The 19965-nt window shown below is 58.7% G+C and carries 18 protein-coding genes; 3 read left to right on the top strand and 15 right to left on the bottom strand.

Annotation, left to right across the window (positions count from 1 at the left end; all coding sequences use genetic code 11):
• Positions 1–12: 12 nt before the first annotated feature.
• The 3 genes from BIND_RS00845 to BIND_RS00835 form a co-directional block, all read right to left on the bottom strand.
• Positions 13–831 carry a fructosamine kinase family protein gene (locus BIND_RS00845; protein WP_012383182.1) on the bottom strand — a complete coding sequence of 273 codons (819 nt, stop codon included), beginning with the start codon at positions 829–831 and terminating at the stop codon, positions 13–15.
• Positions 832–1302: a low molecular weight protein-tyrosine-phosphatase gene (locus BIND_RS00840; RefSeq protein ID WP_012383181.1), complete on the bottom strand. Its 471-nt coding sequence runs from the start codon at positions 1300–1302 to the stop codon at positions 832–834.
• 135 nt (positions 1303–1437) lie between these two features.
• The gene (locus BIND_RS00835) at positions 1438–1647 is read right to left on the bottom strand and encodes a DUF2239 family protein (RefSeq protein WP_041777854.1); all 210 of its coding nucleotides are present in this window, start codon (positions 1645–1647) and stop codon (positions 1438–1440) included.
• A 274-nt stretch (positions 1648–1921) separates the two neighbouring features.
• Between BIND_RS00835 and BIND_RS00830 the strand changes: the two genes are divergently transcribed.
• Positions 1922–3142: a patatin-like phospholipase family protein gene (locus tag BIND_RS00830; protein WP_012383180.1), complete on the top strand. Its 1221-nt coding sequence runs from the start codon at positions 1922–1924 to the stop codon at positions 3140–3142.
• 646 nt (positions 3143–3788) lie between these two features.
• Here BIND_RS00830 and BIND_RS00825 read toward each other — a convergent pair.
• The 5 genes from BIND_RS00825 to BIND_RS00805 all read right to left on the bottom strand — a co-directional run bounded on the left by BIND_RS00825 (position 3789) and on the right by BIND_RS00805 (position 10811).
• A complete protein-coding gene (locus BIND_RS00825; RefSeq protein ID WP_012383178.1) occupies positions 3789–7334 on the bottom strand; it encodes an ATP-binding protein in 3546 nt (1181 codons plus the stop codon).
• Between the two features lie 22 nt (positions 7335–7356).
• A complete protein-coding gene (locus BIND_RS00820) occupies positions 7357–8589 on the bottom strand; it encodes a metallophosphoesterase family protein (protein ID WP_012383177.1) in 1233 nt (410 codons plus the stop codon).
• An 88-nt stretch (positions 8590–8677) separates the two neighbouring features.
• Positions 8678–9352: an HAD family hydrolase gene (locus BIND_RS00815; protein ID WP_012383176.1), complete on the bottom strand. Its 675-nt coding sequence runs from the start codon at positions 9350–9352 to the stop codon at positions 8678–8680.
• A gap of 47 nt (positions 9353–9399) precedes the next feature.
• Positions 9400–9939: an adenine phosphoribosyltransferase gene (locus tag BIND_RS00810; RefSeq protein WP_012383175.1), complete on the bottom strand. Its 540-nt coding sequence runs from the start codon at positions 9937–9939 to the stop codon at positions 9400–9402.
• Positions 9936–10811, bottom strand: a complete 876-nt coding sequence (locus BIND_RS00805) for an S-methyl-5'-thioadenosine phosphorylase (protein WP_012383174.1) — start codon at positions 10809–10811, stop codon at positions 9936–9938. Before BIND_RS00805 ends, BIND_RS00810 begins: the two co-directional genes overlap by 4 nt.
• A 206-nt stretch (positions 10812–11017) precedes the next feature.
• On the opposite strand from BIND_RS00805, the gene msrP reads away from it, so the two are divergent.
• Positions 11018–11983: a protein-methionine-sulfoxide reductase catalytic subunit MsrP gene (msrP, locus tag BIND_RS00800; protein ID WP_012383173.1), complete on the top strand. Its 966-nt coding sequence runs from the start codon at positions 11018–11020 to the stop codon at positions 11981–11983.
• Between the two features lie 75 nt (positions 11984–12058).
• On the opposite strand, the gene BIND_RS00795 is transcribed toward msrP, so the two are convergent.
• From BIND_RS00795 to petA, 3 genes are all read right to left on the bottom strand, one after another.
• Complete coding sequence (locus tag BIND_RS00795; RefSeq protein WP_012383172.1) at positions 12059–12916, bottom strand: cytochrome c1; 858 nt, start codon at positions 12914–12916, stop codon at positions 12059–12061.
• A gap of 167 nt (positions 12917–13083) precedes the next feature.
• Positions 13084–14340 carry a cytochrome b gene (locus BIND_RS00790; protein WP_012383171.1) on the bottom strand — a complete coding sequence of 419 codons (1257 nt, stop codon included), beginning with the start codon at positions 14338–14340 and terminating at the stop codon, positions 13084–13086.
• A 119-nt stretch (positions 14341–14459) separates the two neighbouring features.
• Entirely contained in the window at positions 14460–14978 is a 519-nt protein-coding gene (gene petA / locus BIND_RS00785) for a ubiquinol-cytochrome c reductase iron-sulfur subunit (protein WP_012383170.1), read from the bottom strand.
• A 423-nt stretch (positions 14979–15401) separates the two neighbouring features.
• Here petA and BIND_RS00780 point away from each other — a divergent pair, with 423 nt between their 5' ends.
• The gene (locus BIND_RS00780; protein ID WP_012383169.1) at positions 15402–15941 is read left to right on the top strand and encodes a tRNA (cytidine(34)-2'-O)-methyltransferase; all 540 of its coding nucleotides are present in this window, start codon (positions 15402–15404) and stop codon (positions 15939–15941) included.
• A 3-nt stretch (positions 15942–15944) separates the two neighbouring features.
• Here BIND_RS00780 and BIND_RS00775 read toward each other — a convergent pair whose 3' ends face one another.
• The 4 genes from BIND_RS00775 to BIND_RS00760 all read right to left on the bottom strand — a co-directional run bounded on the left by BIND_RS00775 (position 15945) and on the right by BIND_RS00760 (position 19953).
• Entirely contained in the window at positions 15945–16922 is a 978-nt protein-coding gene (locus BIND_RS00775; protein WP_012383168.1) for an Hsp33 family molecular chaperone, read from the bottom strand.
• Positions 16919–17878, bottom strand: a complete 960-nt coding sequence (gene argF, locus BIND_RS00770; RefSeq protein ID WP_012383167.1) for an ornithine carbamoyltransferase — start codon at positions 17876–17878, stop codon at positions 16919–16921. Before argF ends, BIND_RS00775 begins: the two co-directional genes overlap by 4 nt.
• Positions 17875–19092 carry an aspartate aminotransferase family protein gene (locus BIND_RS00765; RefSeq protein ID WP_012383166.1) on the bottom strand — a complete coding sequence of 406 codons (1218 nt, stop codon included), beginning with the start codon at positions 19090–19092 and terminating at the stop codon, positions 17875–17877. The genes argF and BIND_RS00765 overlap by 4 nt, the downstream gene beginning before the upstream one ends.
• A 270-nt stretch (positions 19093–19362) precedes the next feature.
• Entirely contained in the window at positions 19363–19953 is a 591-nt protein-coding gene (locus BIND_RS00760; RefSeq protein WP_012383165.1) for a cob(I)yrinic acid a,c-diamide adenosyltransferase, read from the bottom strand.
• Positions 19954–19965 lie beyond the last annotated feature (12 nt).

Here is a 19965-nt window from a genome sequence, read left to right as displayed (position 1 = left end):
AGCAAAGGTTCATTACAAACCAAGACGCTTCAATAAGTCATCCACCAGACGGATATAGGACCCGCCAAACAGATACAGATGCACCAAAGCTGGCCACAATCTGTAGAGCGCGATTCTCTCCTCGTGTCCTTGTTCAAGCACAAAGTAGTTTTGATAGAAGGCGGCGTCTGGCCTGTCGAAGAGAGTCAGCATGCCGAGATCCACCTCCGCATGGCCGTAATAGCAGGCCGGATCGATCAGACCAGTGATCTTGCCTTGTGCCACCAGAATATTGCCGCTCCAAAGGTCGCCATGCAACAGCACCGGCGGCGGATTTTTGGGAAGCCTGTTCGGCAGATCACGCGCGAGGCTTTCCAGTCTTTGTCCCAGGGTTGAATGGATGTGCGGTAAAAAGGGCAACAAGCGGTGCTCGGCCCAGAAGGCCGGCCAATCCTTTTGCCTTTCATTGACAATCGGCAAGAGACCAAAGGCGTAATCACTCTCCCATCCATAAAGATCATCTTGCGCTGTATGTAATCGCGCCAGCACGGTGCCAAGGTCCGCCCACAAATCCTTCGAGCTATCGCTCAAGCGCCCCTCTTGGGGCAATTCCTCCAAAACGAGCGCTGTCTCATTCACGGCCAGCACTTTGGGGGCTGGCACTCCGGCATCAGCGATGGTCCGTAACATGCGAGCTTCGACCTGCGGCGCGGGACCATTCTTGACAAGAATTGCGTGTCCGTCCGCCAGGATCAGACGCAGAACCTGCGAAAGATCGCCACCACTGACCGGTTCAACGGCACGGACCTCCACGCCAAGCAAGCGCGCCGCAATCGCCGCGAGAGGATTCATTCAGCGCCTCCACAGGCCTCGCGCCAGCCCCGCCGCCCCTTCCACGACATCTCGCCACGTCTGATCGAAACCGGCATCAGACCCATAATAAGGATCTTCGACATCCTGCCCGGCGCGGCCAGGAACATGATCGAGCAAGAGGCTCGTTTGCGCGCGCGATCCCTCTGGAGAAAGACGCCGTAGCGCTCGGAGATGGCTGTTGTCCAAAGCAATCACATGCGTGAAATGTTCAAAATCCGTCTTTTCGACTTGCCGCGCGCGATAATCTCCGATCTCGATTCCATGACGGCGCGCCACCGCCTGCGCGCGCCGATCGGGCGGATCACCAATATGCCAGGCACCGATGCCCGCGGAATCGACCTGCGCCAACACGCCAAGGCGCATGATCTCTTCCCGAAAGGCCGCTTCAGCGAGAGGCGAGCGGCAAATATTGCCTGTGCAAACGAAGAGAACGGCGATTTGAGAGGACATGGATACATTTTCCGTGGAAGAAAAAGATAAGGCATTGAGGACTTGTCGATCGGTTCGAGCATCAGACCCAAAAGTGGCTCCCACTTTTGGGTCTGATCTGATGCGTTTACAGAAAGAGAGAGCATCGGACTGGGTTCACTTTGAAAGTCCGATGCTCTCGTCTTGTCTGTCATCGCCCGCAAGTTTGAGCGCATGCACTCGCAGATCGGGCGGCCATGCCGCCATATCATCCTCGAGCCTTTTGCGATCACCCGCAAACAAAGCGCATGCCGCTTCCTCAAATCCCGGAAGATCCTCGGCCATCGCCGCTAGGAAGCGATAGGCAGCCTCCTGTGCCGCACGCATCCGACTGACTCCCCATCCTTGCGCTGCGCTTCGGCCACCCTACGACCTCTTGCCACCATTCACCATCAGGCTGTTCAACGGGCCGATTGGCGCCGCAATTCGCATCTTCAGTCGAAGAGCACTTTCCAAGGTTAACCTGTTACTAAGCTGTGATCGAGCGCAGCGGCGCGGACTGCGCAATGCCAGTTCAGCGGGAAATCTTATCACTGGAAAACCTTTTTCCGAAGGCCTATGTCTTACCCACGTCTGACTTAGGCCGTCGTGGCGTGAAAATATGAGAAGCAGAAGCGAATTCGATTTGAGCCGCCGGCAGTGGCTTTCCGCTACCGCCTTCGCGTTACTATCCGCCTGCTCCAAAGTCGGACGCGGCATTGCTGTGCCGCCATCCGAACGCCGCGATGCGATCGTACTTGGGCTCCCGAATGCGCGTTTTTTTCTCGATGAGCCGGGGGCCCTCTCCGCAGAACAAGAGCTCGCGCTCGTTCGCGAAGCCAACAGCCTTGGCGTCAGCCAAGGCGGCATCCTTCCGACTGGGCATTACCTGGCGCTTTCGGGAGGCGGAGATAATGGTGCTTTTGGCGCTGGTCTGCTCGTCGGTTGGACCGAACATGGCGACCGTCCAAAATTCAAACTTGTCACCGGAGTGAGCACCGGCGCGCTGACTGCGCCGTTCGCTTTCTTGGGCCCTGAATATGATGCGGTTCTGACCGACGTTTACACCAATATCAGCCCGTCGAAAGTCTTCGTCGAGAGGTTCGCGCCCTTCGCCGCACTTTGGCAGGACGCCATGGCCGACACGAGTCCGTTGTTTGAAACTATTGCGCACTATTTCGACGAAGCGGTACTTGCCAAGATTGCCGCAGAATACGAGAAAGGACGACTCCTGTTAATCCAGACGGCCAATCTCGATGCCGGTGTGCCGGTCCTGTGGAACATCGGAGCCATCGCCGCAAGCGGCCATTCAGATGCGCTTAAACTCATCCGCCGGCTCCTCCTTGCGTCCGCATCCATACCAGGGGAATTTCCTCCTGTGTTGATCGACGTCGAAGCCAATGGCAGATCCTATCAGGAAATGCATGTTGATGGCGGCGCTGTCAGCCAATCATTTCTTATTCCGCCTACTCTCGTCGTGCGCATAGCCCAGGAAAAGACGGGGTTTCGCAGACAGCGCATGGTCGCATACGTGATTCGCAATTCGCGCCTGACAACCGACTGGAGCGATGTGCAGAGGGCGACCCTTTCGATCGCCGGCAAGGCTATCATGATAATGATTAACTATGTTGGTCTTGGCGACCTCTATCGTATTTATTTGACATGTATGCGTGCTGGCGCAGACTTCAACGTCGCTTACATCGGCGATGATTTTCAGGCGGAGCACAAGGTGCTATTCGATCAGGGATACATGCGTGCTTTGTATAACTTCGCCTATGAGAAAGCGGCGAGGGGTTACCGCTGGGAATATGCTCCGCCCGGATTTCAGGCCGAAACCCGGTGATAAATTTTTTAAATAACCGGAACAAACCGTCTAAAGGACGCATTTCGGTTGTCGATCAAGGGAGTCAAATTCAGGTAAGCCGCAGTTCGTTCGGAAGCCCTATTTGGGGAATGTCGGTTTAAGCAAGCCCCCCACTTAAAAAGGGAGAAGAAGAATGATCAGGTTAATTGCTGTCGCTAGCTTTGCCTTATTCGCCGCAACATCGGTGCAAGCAATGACGCCCGCGCCGACTCCTCACCCGGACGCCATGATCACACAAGTCCGCCTCGGCTGCGGGCCAGGTAGCACACTCGTTAATGGCGTCTGCGTAGCCAGAAGTACCATCCGCCAAACCCGCAGGTGTGTTCGATGGTCAGGAGGCGCCTGCGCTCTGTACCAGTGAAATGCCGCCGAACTGGCTCTGATCGATCAGAGCTAGTTCTCTTTCTCTGCTCGAACGGCTGAGTGATGAAATACAAGCCTATTTCAATGGGAAGGTTTTGAAGGAACACCTGTCCTATTGGCGCTTGAAGCTCAACGCCGAAATGATCTGAGCTTCCCTCTTCATAATACCAACGGTCATAATAAATGACCGTTGGACCGCTCTTGAATTTTCGCCATCGCTTTGAAAAAGCGAAAATTCAAGAAAGGAACCAAAGGTCGTTCTTTACGACCTTTGGTATAACTCGATGACATCGACCGCGTCACCGAGAGCCGCCTTGGCGATCTCGACGACATGATGATGATGCGTGAAAAGAATGGGTTGCACAAGATCACCGATCGCCGCCAGCGCGCGCAATCCATGGCCTGTCCGCACATCATCGAAACTGGCGAAAAGATCATCGCCAATAAAAGGCGCGGCCTCGGCGCGCTCGGCATAATCGGTCAGATAGGCGAGCCGCAAAGCGAGATAGAGCTGATCGCGCGTGCCCTCGCTCATGCCGATGACCGGCACCGCCTTTCCCGCACTCTCCTCTTTTGTATCTTCCCGTCTTATGGTCTCCCGGCTTTTGCGGCCGACAAGATGCGGCTTGTCATCGGCATCGAATTCCTGCTCGATGGCGGCCCAGTCTCCCCCCGTGAGATGCGCGAAAATCTCGCTCGCGCGCCGCAACAAAGGGCTTTGCCGTTCTTCGCGCGCGCGCGTGATCGCGCGCTCGATCAGCTTGCCGCCAATCTTCTTCACGACATAATCGCGCGCCGCAGCCAGCATTTCAGCTTCGGCATTACGCCGCCGCTGCAAGGCGATTTCCGCCTGGACACCATCACCGCCTTCCAGTTTCTGACGCCGCTCCAAATGTCTTTCCTGGCTCGCATAGATTTCGTTGCTTTTCTGCACGAGCCTTTCGCCTTCCTCCCGCAAGGCTTGAAGATCGGCATCGAGGCGATCACGGTCACTCGCCGCCAGTTCGTCACGTAGATCAGCTTCCGCATATCCGTCGGCAAGATCATGGATCTGCTGTTTTCTCGCCTCGATCTCCTTCTGGAAACTCTCACGCTCGGCCAGCCTTGGCCATAGACCCGCAAGATCGTCGCGCGCGGCCCCTATGCTGGCGGCGTGGTCAGCAAGACGCGCCTCGGCCTGTTCTAGAGTCTTTTCCGCGCTGGACATCTCGACCTCGAAACGCTGCAAGGTCTTGCAGCATTCCTCCCGTCGCGATTGGTCCTTCTGCATGGCCACGAGCCGCGTATGCAGAGTTTTAATCGCATGATCATGCGGCAGAGCCGCGAGATCGGGGGCGACATCGGCCAGGAGCGGCACCGTCTCGCTTTCAAAAAGCTTTTGATCGCGTTGCATGCCTTCAACACGACGCGCCCGATTATTACGCGCCTCGAACAATGCTGGTGCCTGTCGCCAGACATCCAGCGCGGCCTCCGCCTCTTCGATCAGGGCCTCGCGGCGAAGCCCGATCGCGCTGACCGCTTCACTCCACTTGGTAGCAAAGACAGCATGGTCGCGCTCGCTCTCCAAAACCGCATTTCTGAGATCGGTAATGCTTTCGGCGAATTGGCGCTCCCGCGCGGCGAGATCGCGCGCGCCGTCCCAGGCGTCTTTACGGGCTTGCACCAGCCGCCCGATCCGGCCGTAGAGATTTGCGAGATCCTCCGCTTCAACGGTTTCGAGCGAAAGCACTTCCAGATTCAGGATTTTGGCCAGAGCCGCGAGGCCTGGGCGTGCCACGGCGAGACGCGCCTCACTTTCGGTCCAAGCCGCATGCTCGCGCAAAAGCCCCTCACGCCGCCGCAAAAGCTCATTGAGCTGCATTGCGAAAGCCTGCATTTCAGCGGGCATCAGAGGCGTGAGACCGCTGCCGGCCCAGGCCTCACCCCAAGTTTCGGCAAGGCTTTGCTGGCGTGCCCGCTGGTCCGCCAGTTTGTGTACCGCCTCATCGGCCTTACGTTCTTCATCCTTGAGACTTTGCGTGAAGCGCAGATGAGCTGCGATCCTCTGTGCCTCTCCCGCCGCGCGATCGGCAAGATCATCGGCTTCCAAACGGCAGCGATCGAAAGCGGCGATTGTTTCCACGCGGGCCGCTTGCAACTCAGTGCCGGGATTCAGCAAATCTTGTCGCAACTTGTCCCAAAGAGCCTCGCGCGCGCCACGCGCCGCCAATATCGCCTCGCGCGAGGGCACTGGCCCCTCGCCGGCGAGCCTTGCAAGCTCTTCCCGCGCATTTGCGGCCCGTTCCAAAGCCTCGCCGCGTTTTTCCTCCTCGCGCCGGATCTCCGTCTCGAGCGTGGCGAAATCGGTTTGAAACCGCTGGATCGTTGCATTGCTCGGCAACGGCCGTGAAACGACATCATCGAGCCTTGTCACTCTCGGCTGAAGCCGCGCAGCCGCCTCATCGAGCGCCTGTGTCTCCGCACGAATTTTCTGACGTAAATCCGTATATTTCGCGATTTCGGTCTCGAATGCGCCCAAGCGAGCCATTTGTTCCAGCAAGGGCGCGGGATCGCTCAAAACACCGAGGCGTTCCTTTTCCCGCAATAAGTCACGCTGCCTGTCTTCCTCCTTCCGCAAATTGTGCCGAAGGCTTTCCACTTCATTCGCGGCGGCTCGCCCCTTTCTGATGAGATGGGTGACACGGGCAATGGCGGCGGAACTTGGTTGCTGATCCTCCCGCAAAATGCCCTCGGTGAGGCCGAGGCTCGCGCCGCATTGGCGCAATGCCGCTTCCTTCTCATCCCTTTCGCTCACCACGCGCGGGAGATCCTTGCGGCTCGCGGCATAAGCTTGCGTACGGGCAAACAACTCACTGATCGTCTCGGCCTGATCAAGCAAATGTATATCGATTGCGATCGAGGCGAGTTCATGTTCGGCGCGTTGCTTCTCCCCCAGCAAATCGGCGAGACGCTTGCGCGCGGCTTCGGCCGCATTCAATTCGTCTTCGATATGCCGCGCAAAGCCTGGCGGGACCTCCGGCAGATCACCCAAAGCCTCGATCTGCCGCATACGTCCGTCGATCGCATCGAACAGCGGCGCGATCCGTTTCAATCGTTCGAGCCGTGCCTGTTCCCGCGCAAGATCCACCCTTTGTTCCTTGAGAGAGTGACGGTCCGCTCCCAGCCTTTCGATTTCGGCATTGAGCGTCTTCCAATCATCCGCTTTGAGTTCATCCTTGCGGATCGCCTCGCTCGCCTCCTCGTAACGGGCAAGCGCCTGATAGAAGAGCCGGTGCTGAGCCTTGCGTTCGCCATAGATCTGGTCTGCTTCGTCATCGAGGGTCTGGCGCAGGGTGACGAGACCGCGCAAGCCGGAAGCAGCTGCCAAGAGGCTCGCGCCCATATCGCCCTCGGCGTCGAGGAGCATTTCAGCATTGGCGCGCAGACTCTCCGCATCGAGGCCGAAGGCATGGCCAAACACCTCACGCGAGAGACCGCCCAGCCATGGCGCCAGTGCATCATCGGGTAGCGTATTGCCGTCGGCCCCGATCAAGGCGCCTTTTCCACCGGGCTTACGACGAAAATCAAAACGGAGCCCCTCACGCGACAACAGGGTCGCGCCAAGGCGCAAATCGCGTTCCTGATGCACAAAGGCAAAACGTGTCTTGCGGGGAATGCCGAAGAGAAGATCGCCGATCGCGGCCAATGACGAACTTTTGCCCGCCTCGTTCGGCCCGTGGACGAGATGCAGTTTCGCGCCCTCACGAAAGGTCAGAAGGCGATCGGTGAAGGGGCCGAAGCGTTCAAGCGAGAGCGAGAGGAGACGCATCCACAGCCTTTCGAAAACGCATCTAACGCAGGACGCGGCCGAGCGTCGAGGCACGGGCATCTTCGATCAAGGCATCAATCTCCGCCATGAGTGTCTCTCCCTGATCGCTACAGCCGCGCGGCAGCTTGCGGCTGACATCCTTGATCAATTGCTCAACATCTTCACGCAGGACCGGGTCCTTCTCGCAGGCCGCGAACAGACCTGCGAGATCGAGATCGGAGGGGGCGGTCATGCCCGTCATCGAGGCAGGCTCGCGCGTCGCAATCGCGAGTTTTTCCAGCCAGACATTTTCGCTCACGCGATGCGCCGCTGCCTGCACTTCATCGCTCAACCTTTGCGCATCTGCCTTGAGCGCGCGGTGCAAGCTGGTCTCGCCTATACATTCGACGCGCAGAGCGAGGAGCCGTTTCCCGGCCTCGTTGACGAAAGGCGCAAGGTTTGTTTCCACAAGGCGGAGGAGATCAGCCTCTTCCTCCACGCTTCCGAGATCGAGCGTCAGCTTGCCGAAACGCGCCTGATCGAAGGGGATATGCGTGACGGTCTTGATCGCCTGATCCTCGACATCGACACGCACCGCGCCCTTGGGACCACATTCCCTGATGCTGCGGCCTTGCAAATTGCCCGCGAAGACGATTTTGGGTTCGTCGCACAAGATCTCATGCGCATGCACATGGCCGAGCGCCCAATAATCATAGCCATGGCGACGCATGTCATCAAGGCTGCAGGGCGCGTAACGCGCATGCGGCGGACGGCCGTCGCAGGATGTATGCAGCACGCCAATATTGAACCAGCCCGCGACAGGTTCAGGATAGGCCTCGACATAATTCTCGTTCACTTCCCGGTTCGGGAAGCTACGGCCATGCAAGGCGACGCGGTAATCATCGAGCCTGAACGTCGAAGCCTTATTGGTCGGAAAGACATACACACTTTCCGGCAAGGTGATCGTCTTCGTCACGACGCTCGCTGCATCATGATTGCCCTTGAGGATTACGACCTCTATGCCAGCCCGATGGAGGCGGGAAAGCTCACGGTTGAAGAACAGACCGATTGAGGAATCCTTCCATTCGCCATCATAAATATCGCCGGCGATGACGACAAAGGCGATGTGCTGTTCGATCGCATAAGCAACGAGGTCGGAGAAAGCCTGGCGGCTCGCGGCGGCAAATTGCCGGGCAATGTCCTCATCCTTGGCAGCCAGCCCGATCAAGGGGCTGCCAAGATGCAGGTCGGCGGCGTGGAGAAAGCTGAATTTCATGGATCGCCGCACCTCATGGTTTAAGACATCGGACGCTCAGCCAGTTCCGCTCCCAAAAGGATGCACACTTTCCGTTATGGAGCGTCGATCAGCGGCGCCCGCCCAATTCATCGAGATGCAAAAGAATATCGGCCGGATCTTCATAGACCCGATAGGCTCCGGCTCGCTCCAGTTCATCGGCGCCGTAACCTCCTGAGAGAACGCCGACACCAAGCGCCTGACAACGGCGCGCCGCGAGAATGTCCCAGATACTGTCTCCCACCACAATCGAAGCGGTCGTCGGCGTATCAAGCCTTGCCGCGGCGGCCAGAAACAGATCCGGATCGGGCTTGGCATATTTGACGTCATCGCGTGTGACGACCGGCGATTTCGACGGATCGACGCCAAGCGCCTCGAGATTTTTGGCAGCGGTCTCCATCCGTCCGCTGGTGGCGATCGCCCAGGGAATTTGCTCCCGCGTCAAAGTATCCAGCAATTCGCGGGCACCGGGCAGCGGCTTTATCTTCGCGGCATGGTGCCGATAAGCCTCCGCATGGAGGCGACGCAGCCGGTCGATCCGCTCCGGGCTGATTTCGACCTTCGTTTCCCTCAGCAATTGATGGGTAAACAGACCGCCGCTCATGCCGATCTTGCGATGAATGCGCCAGACGGACAAAGGGATTCCTTCGATGTCCAGGGCCTCCTGCCAGGCGAGCACATGCTGATACACACTATCGACAAGCGTTCCATCAAGGTCGAAGAGAAAGACCGGCCGCATATCCATCCTGACCTCCGATTGTTTGGATTGGCGCGCGACATTCCCGAAGCTGTTTAATGCCCTTCAAAAGAGATCAGGCTGCGCACCGGCACGCCGAGCGCCTCGATCTTCTTGGCTCCGCCAAGATCGGGCAGGTCGATCACGAAACAGGCGGCGATGACTTCCGCGCCGAGCTTCTGCAACAAACCGACAGCGCCGGTCGCCGTGCCGCCGGTGGCGATCAAATCATCGACAAGGATGACCTTCTCGCCCTTCACCACAGCATCGGCATGAATCTCCATCTCGTCGAGACCATATTCCAATGAATAGGCGATCGAGACAGTGGTATGAGGCAGCTTGCCTTTCTTGCGGATCGGCACGAAGCCGGCGGAAAGCTGATGCGCCACCGCGCCGCCCAGAATGAAGCCGCGCGCCTCCATGCCGGCGATCTTGTCGACCTTGGTCCCGGCCCAAGGCTGGACCAATTCATCGACCGCGCGGCGAAAGGCGCGAGCATCACCAAGCAAAGTGGTGATGTCGCGAAATTCTATGCCTGGCTTGGGATAATTGGAGATCGTACGGATCGCGCTTTTCAAATCGATGGGCTTGTTCATTTCGCATTGATCCGTTGCATGATGGCATCGAGCTTTTGCAGAAGATCCGGGTCGCGCGCGTCGGGCGCCGTCAAAAAGGCATTATCAAGCGCGCGATCGGAGCCGATCGGACAGGGCTCGTGCTGATCTGGAAAATCGGCCAGGAGCCGCGCCAGAAGGCGCGCGGCATTGGCGGCATTGGCCTGCACAACCTTGATTACCGAGGCGACATCGACATGATCATGGTCTGGGTGCCAGCAATCGAAATCCGTGACCATGGCGATGGTCGCATAGGAAATTTCCGCCTCGCGCGCGAGCTTGGCCTCGGGCATGGCGGTCATTCCGATCACATCGAAATTTTGACTTTTATAACCAAGGGATTCGGCGCCTGAGGAAAATTGCGGTCCCTCCATGCACACATAAGTGCCGCCGCTGACAAAGGGAATCTCTTCCGCCGTCGCGGCAGCGGCGATCCTTTTTTGCAGCAAAGGCGCAACCGGATGCGCCATGGAGACATGCACGACGCAGCCATTGCCGAAGAAGGAGCTCTCACGCCCCTGCGTGCGATCGACAAATTGATCGACCAGGACGAAAAGCCCCGGGTAGAGTTCCTGCTTGAACGAGCCACAGGCCGAGACCGAAACAATATCGGTCACGCCCACACGTTTCATCGCATCGATATTGGCGCGATAGTTGATGCCGGAAGGGGAATAGACATGACCACGCCCATGCCTCGGCAAAAACACCGCCTCGGTGTCCCCAATACGGCCGAAGCGCAAAGCATCGGAAGGCTCGCCCCAGGGCGTCTTGACCCGCTCTTCCCGCAAATCCTTGAGACCCGGCAGGTCATAGACACCGGAACCGCCAATAATACCGACCACGGCTTTGGACATCAGCACCCCTCTCGGGCTCGCACATTTTTCCGGCCTTCTTGCGTAACGTCAGCTTCCGATCAACCGTAGAGGCAGAAGAGCGGAAAGAGAGGCCAGAAAGTAGGAGGCCTTTACGTGAAATCTGGCTCAGGCTCCAGAGTTTTATTGCCAAGTCGGCACGAGGTCACGCGCGATGCGCTGTCGCCAAAAAACAGGGAAAAATCATCATGCCGTTCCATCGCCGCCGTGGATGGGAAATCGCCGCCTGCGAGGCGACGCCCGAATCCCTTTTTCTCAATCGCCGCGCCTTTCTGCGCACAAGCGTGGCTGCCGGAGCTCTTTTGACCACGGGCCTTTCAGAATTCGGCGGCACGGCCGATGCGGAGGGCTCCTCGGCTTCTCTTTATCCCGCCAAAACCAATTCGACCTATAGCTTGGACCGGCCGCTGACACCCGAGCGCGTCAACGCCCATTACAATAATTTCTATGAATTCGGCGCGACCAAGAATGTCGCCGAGGCAGCGGAATCCCTCAGAACAAGGCCCTGGACGCTCAAAGTCGATGGTCTTGTCGAGGCGCCACGCGACTATGCCATTGATGATCTGGAACGCACCTTTCCGCTGGAGGAAAGGCTCTATCGCCATCGCTGTGTCGAGGCCTGGTCCATGACCATCCCCTGGACCGGCTTTCCCCTGCGCGCTTTGCTGGATCAGGTCCGCCCTTTGTCGGGCGCGCGCTATGTCCGGATGGAGACTTTTCACGACGCGAAAATGGCGCCCGGCCAACGCCAGTTCTGGTATCCCTGGCCCTATGTGGAAGGGCTCACCATTGCCGAGGCCGGTCACGACCTCGCCTTTCTCGTGACCGGAGCCTATGGCAAGCCTTTGGGAAAAGTGTTCGGCGCCCCCCTGCGTCTCGCCGTGCCCTGGAAATACGGGTTCAAATCAATCAAATCGATCACCCGCATTTCCCTCGTCGCCGAGCGGCCCAAAACCTTTTGGGAACAATTGCAGGCTAGCGAATATGGTTTCTGGGCCAATGTGAACCCCGCCGTCGCGCATCCGCGCTGGAGCCAGGCGAGTGAAGAGGTTATCGGCACTGGCGAACGAAGGCCGACACTGCTTTTCAACGGTTATGGTGAGCAGGTCGCCTCGCTTTATGCGGGGCTCCAGAAGGAAGTGCTCTATCGATGAGCCCAAAAAACATCGGCCCCGAAACGCATTCGCTTCGGGGCCGATGTTGTTAAGAACAGTGTGAACTGTCGTAGATCAATGTCCGTGGACGCTCGACCAGACTTTGCGCTTCACGAAATAGAGCATGGCCGCGAAGACCGCCAAGAAGATCACGACCCGGAAACCGAACTTCTTGCGTTCCTCGAGCTTCGGCTCCGCCATCCACATCAGGAAGGAGGTGACGTCCTTGGCATATTGCTGGGCCGTCTGCGGTGTGCCGTCGGTATAAGCGACAAGACCATCGCTCAAAGGCTTCGGCATGGCGATCTTATGACCCGGCATGAACTCGTTCCAGTTCGGGTCTTTCTCATTCGTATAGCCGTTCAGGAGCGCATAAATGTAATCGGCGCCATGCTCCTGATATTGGATAAACGGATCAACCAGGAACAGCGGGAAGCCGCGCTGATAGGTCCGCGCCTTGGCCAGAACCGACATATCGGGCGGCAGAGCCCCGAGAGCGGCGGTCGCGGCCTGAGGATTGGCGAAGGTCCAGGGGAAGGCATCCGAAGGACGGCCGGGACGCTCGAACATTTCGCCGGCCTCGTTGGGGCCGTCCTTGATCTTATATTGCGCCGCCAGCGCCTTGACCTGGGCCGGGGTGAAGCCGGGGCCACCCGACTCAGAGAGATTGCGGAAGTTCAGGAATTTCGCCGCATGGCAATTGGAGCAAACCTCGCGGAACACCTGAAAGCCGCGCTGCAATTGAGCCTGGTCATATTTGCCCAAAGGCCCGCCAAAGCTCCATTCCTGGCGCGGCGGCTTCGGATGCGCGGTTTCCGCGCCGCCTTCTTCAGCGAAGGCAGACATGCCGGAGGCCGAAAGAAGCAAACCCGCCGCGACGATCCGCGACATCCAGCTTTTCCCGCGCCCATTGCCGCTTTTGAAAAGACTCATCCTCTTCTTTCCTCGTGCCTATCGACCGCTGGACCAGGATCTCTTCTCACTTCGATCCGGCATCGCGCATGATGTTGCTTCAATGCCTGACCAAAACCTTAGGTCTTGGTCAGGCTGGATGAGACCCATTCGATCAGGTCTCATCCGCGTGTCTGTTTGGTTTCAGCTTAGTGTGTGGTCGCACTGGCCGTTGCGGCAACCTCGTGTTTGCCGAGGACGGCATCCGCGATGGACGCAGGCAGTTCACGCGGCGTCTCGAACAGGCCGATCAGCGGCAGAATCACCAGGAAGTGCAAGAAATAATAAGCGGTGAGAAGCTGGCCAGCGAGCACATAACCGCCTTCCGGGGGCTGGGCGCCGATATAGCCAAGCAGCAGGGCGCAGACGACGAAGACCCAGAAGAAGAAGCGGTAGACCGGACGATAAGCGGCGGAGCGAACCCGCGACGTATCGAGCCAGGGCAGGAAGGCGAAGACCAGGATCGCGCTGAACATCGCGATGACGCCGCCGAGCTTGGAGGGAATCGACCGCAGGATCGCGTAGAAGGGCAGATAATACCATTCCGGCACGATATGGGCGGGCGTCTGCATCGGGTTGGCTTCGATGTAATTGTCCGCATGGCCGAGATAATTCGGCACATAGAAGACCCACCAGGAGAAGAAGACCAGGAAGCAGACGAGGCCGAACCCATCCTTGATGGTGAAATAGGGATGGAAGGGCAGTGTGTCCTTGGGGGTTTTGACGTCGAGACCCGCCGGATTGTTCGAGCCAGGAACATGCAAGGCCCAGATATGCAGGACGACAACGCCGGCGATCATGAAGGGCAGCAGGTAATGCAGCGAGAAGAACCGGTTGAGCGTCGGATTATCGACCGCGAAACCGCCCCACAGCCAAGTGGTGATCGTATCACCGACGAAGGGAATCGCCGAGAACAGGCTGGTGATGACGGTGGCGCCCCAGAAGCTCATCTGACCCCAGGGAAGCACATAACCCATGAAGCCGGTGGCCATCATCAACAGATAGATGATCACGCCGATGATCCACAAAACCTCGCGCGGCGCCTTATAGGAGCCATAATAAAGCCCGCGCAGCATGTGGATATAAACGGCGATGAAGAACATCGAGGCGCCGTTGGCATGGGCATAACGCAGCAGCCAGCCATAGTTCACGTCGCGCATGATATGTTCGACGGAGGCGAAGGCCAGGGTCGTTTCCGGCGTATAATGCATGACCAGCACGACACCGGTCACGATCTGCGCGACCAGCATGAAGGTCAAGATGCCGCCGAACGTCCACCAATAATTGAGATTGCGCGGCGTCGGAAAGACGATGAACGAGGAATGTATCAATCCCACGATCGGAAGCCGGCTCTCGAACCATCGAGCCAGGCCGCTTTTCGGGACATAAGTTGAAGATCCGCTCATCGGTCTCGTCTCTTCTTTCAGGGTTTCGCCTTGGACTGGCTCTTCACGACCGAGCGAGGCGTGAGGAACACAGTCACAAGGCTAAAGGGAAAGATCGGGGGAAGAATTAAAGGGGTGGGTCAGCCGATCGAAATCTTGGTGTCGCTGACGAAGCGATAAGCCGGCACCGCGAGATTCAGAGGCGCCGGCCCCTGACGGATGCGGCCGGAAGTGTCATAGACCGAACCATGGCAGGGGCAGAACCAGCCTTCGTACTGGCCTTCATGACCGATCGGAACACAACCAAGATGCGTGCAAATGCCGATCACGACCAGCCATTCGGGCTTCTGGACGCGGGACTGATCGGTCTGCGGATCGCGCAATTCGGAAACCGGCACGGCCTCGGCGTCGGAAATTTCCTTTTTGGTGCGGTGACGGACGAAAACCGGCTTGCCGCGCCATTTAACGGTCACGATCTGGCCTTCGGCAATATTGCCAATATCCACTTCCGTCGTTGCCGCGGCGAGGGTCGAAGCATCAGGGTTCATCTGATCAATCAAGGGCCAGAGAACAGAGCCTGCTGCCACGACGCCCATGGCGCCGGTCGCGATGAAGAGAAAATCCCTACGGGTCGGTGCGTCGATCGTCGCGGTGGCCAAGATCTTGATCCTCGAACTCGTGATATGCCTATGCCAAACCCTCCTATCGACTTTTTATAAAGGACGATAGGCTGACTTTCATAAGAGAGAGATGGCTGCGCTGCCGGTCTATCTTTCAGGATGGTTTGCGAAACAATCATGAAAGACGGCACGGCGGGTTCGCGCACTATCCTTGCTCATACGGGCATTGTCGTCATAGAAGCAAGTTCAAGGGCGCCGCAATGCGACGCTTCGCCACCCTCGAAAGACAGAAGTCGGGCTAAGATCAGGGAAAAACGGCACTTGTTTCCCTGGCGTCTCAATCGCTGAATAAAGCTGAAAAGGCAAGGAAAATCCCCTTCCGACAGCACCCGGAAAGGGACCGCCGCGAAAAAGTGGGCCCCGTTCTGGTTCGCGGCGCATGCAAGCAAAATGGAATGATCAATGTCTTTTGATAGGGAGCGCGAGGATGGCGAGAGGCCAGAGGCGAAACCAAGCTTGATGCTCGCGCTCTATCAGCCTGATATTCCACAAAATTGCGGGACCATGCTGCGGCTTTGCGCCTGCCTCGGTGTCGAAGCGGCAATTATTGAGCCGGCCGGCTTTCCGGTGAGCGATCGCCATTTTCGCCGCGCTGGCATGGATTATCTCGATCAAGTCGCCCTGTCGCGGCATGTCTCCTTTACGGCTTTTCGCGCCTGGCAAATCGAAACCGGACGCCGCCTCGTGCTGCTGTCCACCAAGGCATCGCAGCCCTATACGGATTTTACCTTTCGGCCGGATGATATTCTGCTCATGGGACGCGAATCGGCAGGCGTGCCCGAAGCGGTCCATGCGAGCGCCGATGCCCGTGTGGTGATTCCGCTGCGGCCTCCGATGCGCTCCCTGAATGTCGCGGTGGCCGCCGCCATGGTTCTGGGCGAGGCCTTGCGGCAAGTGGGAGCCCTTGCAAAGGTCATGGACGCGCCAAGAGCCTCACTCTGAGCCTCAGTCTTCCGGCGATGGGGTCTCGAGTTCCTCGGGTTCAAACTCCCTGAAGGTCGAGCAGAATTCGCAGGTCACCCCGATCTTGCCATTGTCGCCGATCATGTCCTGGCGTTCCTGCGGCGTGAAATTCCGCAACATCCGGGCAATGCCATCGCGCGAGCAGCGGCAGGCATCATGCACGGTTTGCGGAGCGAACACTTTGACGCCGCGTTCGTGAAACAGGCGATAGAGCAGGCGTTCGCTGGAAAGAGTCGGATCCACGAGTTCGTGATCCTCGATCGTTCCGGCCAGGATCTTGGCCTCGCTCCAGGCATCATCCTCGGCCAGGGGTTCCGTCTCGTGGCCTTCCGGCGCATCGCCCGGGTGAAGATCGGCCTGCCGCTGCCGCTCGGGGGAACTCGGCAGGAATTGCAGCATGATTCCGCCGGCACGCCAGACCGCCCCGCCACCGGTGATATTTTCCGCAACCGCCAGACGCACGAAGGTCGGGATCTGCTCGGACTGGCGGAAATATTGATGCGCCGCTTCCTCCAGCCCCTGCCCTTCCAAGGCAACGACGCCTTGATAGCGCGACATGTCATTGCCCTGGTCGATGGTGAAGGCGAGATGGCCCTTGCCGAGCAATTCCGTGCCGCGTTCCGCAAATTCCAGTCTTTGCGCATCATAGCGGGCGAAGGCGCGCAATCGGTCCGGCGCATCGAAATCGACAACCAGCATATCGACCGCGCCCTCGCTCCGCGTCTGCAACTGGAATCGTCCCTCGATTTTGAGGGATGAGCCGAGCAGCACGGTCAGGACAACGGCCTCGCCAAGAAGACGGGCAACGGGGGCCGGATAGCGATGTTGCGACAGAATATGATCAAGCGAGGGACCAAGCCTTGCCACGCGGCCGCGCACGTCGAGCGGCTCCACGGCGAAAGGCAGCACGCTGTCATCCTCGCCATTATCGGAGACGAAGCGCGCGGCGGATTCATTCATGAACCGGTTACTCCAAAACACCAGGCGAGAATGCCTTTTTGCGCATGCAGGCGGTTTTCAGCTTCATCGAAGACCACCGATTGCGGCCCATCGATCACCTCATCGGTGACTTCCTCACCACGATGCGCCGGCAGGCAATGCATGAAGATCGCGTCCTTGGCTGCAGTCGCCATCAGCTCGGCATTGACCTGATAGGGCGAGAGCAAGGCCTGACGGCGGGCTTCCTCTTCCTCATCGCCCATCGATACCCAGCAATCGGAGATCACCGCATCGGCGCCGCGCACCGCCTCGAAGGGGTCGCGCAGAACATTCAGCCTCTTGCCCTGAGCATTGGCAAAAGCGACGAGCTCGGGCGCGGGTGAAAGCTCGGCCGGACAGGCGACGTTCAAGGTGAAATCGAGCCGCCGCGCGGCCTCGATCCAGCTTGCGAGCACATTGTTGGAATCACCGGTCCAGGCGATGGTGCGGCCCTTGATCGGCCCGCGATGCTCCTCGAATGTGAGGAGATCGGCCATGATCTGGCAAGGGTGCGAGAGTTTCGTCAAGCCATTGATAACCGGCACTTCCGCATATTCGGCGAGTTCCAGGAGATCGGCATGATTGAGGATGCGGATGACGATCGCATCGACGAAACGCGAGAGAACGCGCGCCGTATCGGCGATGGTCTCGCCGCGCCCGAGCTGCATTTCCTGACCGGTCAGCATGATGGTCTCGCCGCCCAGCTCACGCATGGCGAGATCGAAGGAAACGCGGGTGCGGGTCGAGGGCTGGTCAAACACCATCGCCAGGACCTTGCCCTCGAGCGGCTGCTCCTTGGCTTTTTGGCCACGCCGGCGCTTGGCCTTCAAACCCGCCGCCAAATCGAGAATAGCGCGGAGATCCTTGGCTTCAAGCCGGGACAAATCAAGAAAATGTTTGGGCTGCACGATGAGATCGGACACAGGGAGAGGCGTCATTCAGCGGCTCCGCTCAGGAGAGAGGAGCTATTGGCGTTGATTCGGGCTTTGAGCGCCGCGCAAGCCGCGTCCAAACGCTCGATCGCGCCATCCACTTCCTCTTCGCCAATGATGAGCGGCGGAAGGAGGCGCACGACATTATCGCCCGCCGGGATGACGAGCAGCTTTTCGGCGCGTGCCGCCGCCGCGAAATCCGCGACCGGAAGGGTAACCTTGATCCCACGCATCAAACCTGCGCCTCGCAATTCGGCGATCACCTCTGGATGGCGTTCCCGCAAAGCGACGAGCCTTTGCTGCAACAGCACCCCGGTGGCCTCGACATGGGCGAGGAAGCTCGGTTCCAGCACGATATCGAGCACGGCATTGCCGATGCTCGTCGCCAAAGGGTTGCCCCCATAGGTCGAACCATGCGTGCCGACGACCATGCCCTTGGCGGCTTCCCGGGTCGCCATGAAGGCACCGAGCGGAAAACCACCGCCGATGCCCTTGGCAATCGCCATGACATCCGGCTCCACGCCCGCCCATTCATAGGCAAAGAGCTTGCCGCTGCGCCCGACGCCGCTCTGGACCTCGTCCAAGAGGAGCAACAGGCCCTGTTCGTCACAGAGCTTGCGCAAGGCTTGCAGAAAATCCGGCGAGACGACACGAATGCCGCCCTCGCCCTGAATGGGTTCAATCAGGATCGCGCCGGTCTCGGGCTTGATCGCGGCCTTGACCGCCTCAAGATCGCCGAAGGGGACATTGTCGAAGCCCGGCAGACGCGGTTCGAAACCGTCAAGATATTTCTCATTGCCGGCGGCGGCGATGGTCGCGAGCGTGCGGCCATGGAACGCGCCCTGGAACGTGATGATGCGGTTCTTTTCCGGATGGCCGCAGGCCGCATGATATTTGCGCGCCGTCTTGATCACGCCTTCCATCGCCTCCGCACCGGAATTGGTGAAAAAGACGAAATCGGCGAAACTCACGGCGGTGAGCCGTTCAGCCAGGCGTTCGGCCTGAGGAATCTGGAACAGATTTGACGTATGCCAGAGCTTGTCGCCCTGCTCATGAAGCGCCTTGATGAGATGGGGATGGCTATAGCCAAGGCTCGCCACGGCAATGCCGCCGCCGAAATCGAGAAAGCGTTCACCCGTCGTCGAGGTCAGCCAAGCACCCTCGCCCCGCTCGAAAGCAATCGGCGCCCTGGCATAGGTGGGAAGCAGCGACGAAGTCACTGGCGGCTCCGCGAAGTTGGATAGCAAGGCGTGCAACGCATGTGGCAGGAAGCCCGACGTGGGGTCCCGCGTCTTCGCGTGCGAAACGCCTAAAAATCAAATTGCCGCCCGAAGGCGGCAAGGCACGCAATGATCTTAGAGGACTCTTGGCCTTCCGGTCAAATCCAGGCCCGAAATTTTACGTGATTTTCTTTAAAGGCAAAGGTTTTTCTGGAAAAAAGGAGGTTATTTCATCGTCCTGTCGTAAATTATGAACGCCTCGAGGCGAGATCATCGGTTCAAGCCCGGCACCCAGAGCACGTCCCCCGCGCCCTGCTGATTGACATGACGCGCCGCAACGAACAGGAAATCCGAGAGCCGATTGAGATAGGCCAGCGTTGGTGCGCCCACACTCTCGCCCGGCGTCTCCCGCAAAGCGCACAGCAGGCGTTCGGCGCGCCGCGCAACGGTGCGCGCGAGATGCAGCGCCGCCGCCGCCGGTGTGCCCCCCGGAAGGACAAAGGAGGACAAAGGCTCGAGCCCTGCATTGATCGTATCGATGTCGCGTTCCAGCCTCTCAACCTGGGCCGGCAGAATGCGCAAAGCCTCAACCTTGGGATTGGCCGCGGTATTTTCCGGCATGCAGAGATCGGCGCCGAGATCAAACAGATCGTTCTGGATGCATAAAAGCATGGCGTCGAGCTTGGCGTGAGCCGCCTCGCTGGCGGTATGGATCCGGGCAAGACCGATGCAGGCATTGGCCTCATCGACAGTGCCGTAAGTTTCGATCCGCAAATCCTGTTTCTTACGCCTCTCGCCGGTCCCCAGAGAGGTCGTCCCACCATCGCCGCCACGGGTATAGATTCTCGTCAAGACAACCATAGCATTCGTCCC

The organism is Beijerinckia indica subsp. indica ATCC 9039 (assembly GCF_000019845.1).
GTDB classification, from domain to species: Bacteria; Pseudomonadota; Alphaproteobacteria; order Rhizobiales; family Beijerinckiaceae; genus Beijerinckia; species Beijerinckia indica.
The sequence above is the reverse complement of the archived record's forward strand: the minus strand, read 5'-3'. Positions and strand labels throughout refer to the sequence as shown.

Coding starts and splice junctions, on each gene's coding strand:
- BIND_RS00845 (WP_012383182.1), bottom strand. CDS start 831: ATGAATCCTCTCGCGGCGATTGCGGCGCGCTTGCTTGGCGTGGAGGTC.
- BIND_RS00840 (WP_012383181.1), bottom strand. CDS start 1,302: ATGTCCTCTCAAATCGCCGTTCTCTTCGTTTGCACAGGCAATATTTGC.
- BIND_RS00835 (WP_041777854.1), bottom strand. CDS start 1,647: ATGCGTGCGGCACAGGAGGCTGCCTATCGCTTCCTAGCGGCGATGGCC.
- BIND_RS00830 (WP_012383180.1), top strand. CDS start 1,922: ATGAGAAGCAGAAGCGAATTCGATTTGAGCCGCCGGCAGTGGCTTTCC.
- BIND_RS00825 (WP_012383178.1), bottom strand. CDS start 7,334: ATGCGTCTCCTCTCGCTCTCGCTTGAACGCTTCGGCCCCTTCACCGAT.
- BIND_RS00820 (WP_012383177.1), bottom strand. CDS start 8,589: ATGAAATTCAGCTTTCTCCACGCCGCCGACCTGCATCTTGGCAGCCCC.
- BIND_RS00815 (WP_012383176.1), bottom strand. CDS start 9,352: ATGGATATGCGGCCGGTCTTTCTCTTCGACCTTGATGGAACGCTTGTC.
- BIND_RS00810 (WP_012383175.1), bottom strand. CDS start 9,939: ATGAACAAGCCCATCGATTTGAAAAGCGCGATCCGTACGATCTCCAAT.
- BIND_RS00805 (WP_012383174.1), bottom strand. CDS start 10,811: ATGTCCAAAGCCGTGGTCGGTATTATTGGCGGTTCCGGTGTCTATGAC.
- msrP (WP_012383173.1), top strand. CDS start 11,018: ATGCCGTTCCATCGCCGCCGTGGATGGGAAATCGCCGCCTGCGAGGCG.
- BIND_RS00795 (WP_012383172.1), bottom strand. CDS start 12,916: ATGAGTCTTTTCAAAAGCGGCAATGGGCGCGGGAAAAGCTGGATGTCG.
- BIND_RS00790 (WP_012383171.1), bottom strand. CDS start 14,340: ATGAGCGGATCTTCAACTTATGTCCCGAAAAGCGGCCTGGCTCGATGG.
- BIND_RS00780 (WP_012383169.1), top strand. CDS start 15,402: ATGTCTTTTGATAGGGAGCGCGAGGATGGCGAGAGGCCAGAGGCGAAA.
- BIND_RS00775 (WP_012383168.1), bottom strand. CDS start 16,922: ATGAATGAATCCGCCGCGCGCTTCGTCTCCGATAATGGCGAGGATGAC.
- argF (WP_012383167.1), bottom strand. CDS start 17,878: ATGACGCCTCTCCCTGTGTCCGATCTCATCGTGCAGCCCAAACATTTT.
- BIND_RS00760 (WP_012383165.1), bottom strand. CDS start 19,953: ATGGTTGTCTTGACGAGAATCTATACCCGTGGCGGCGATGGTGGGACG.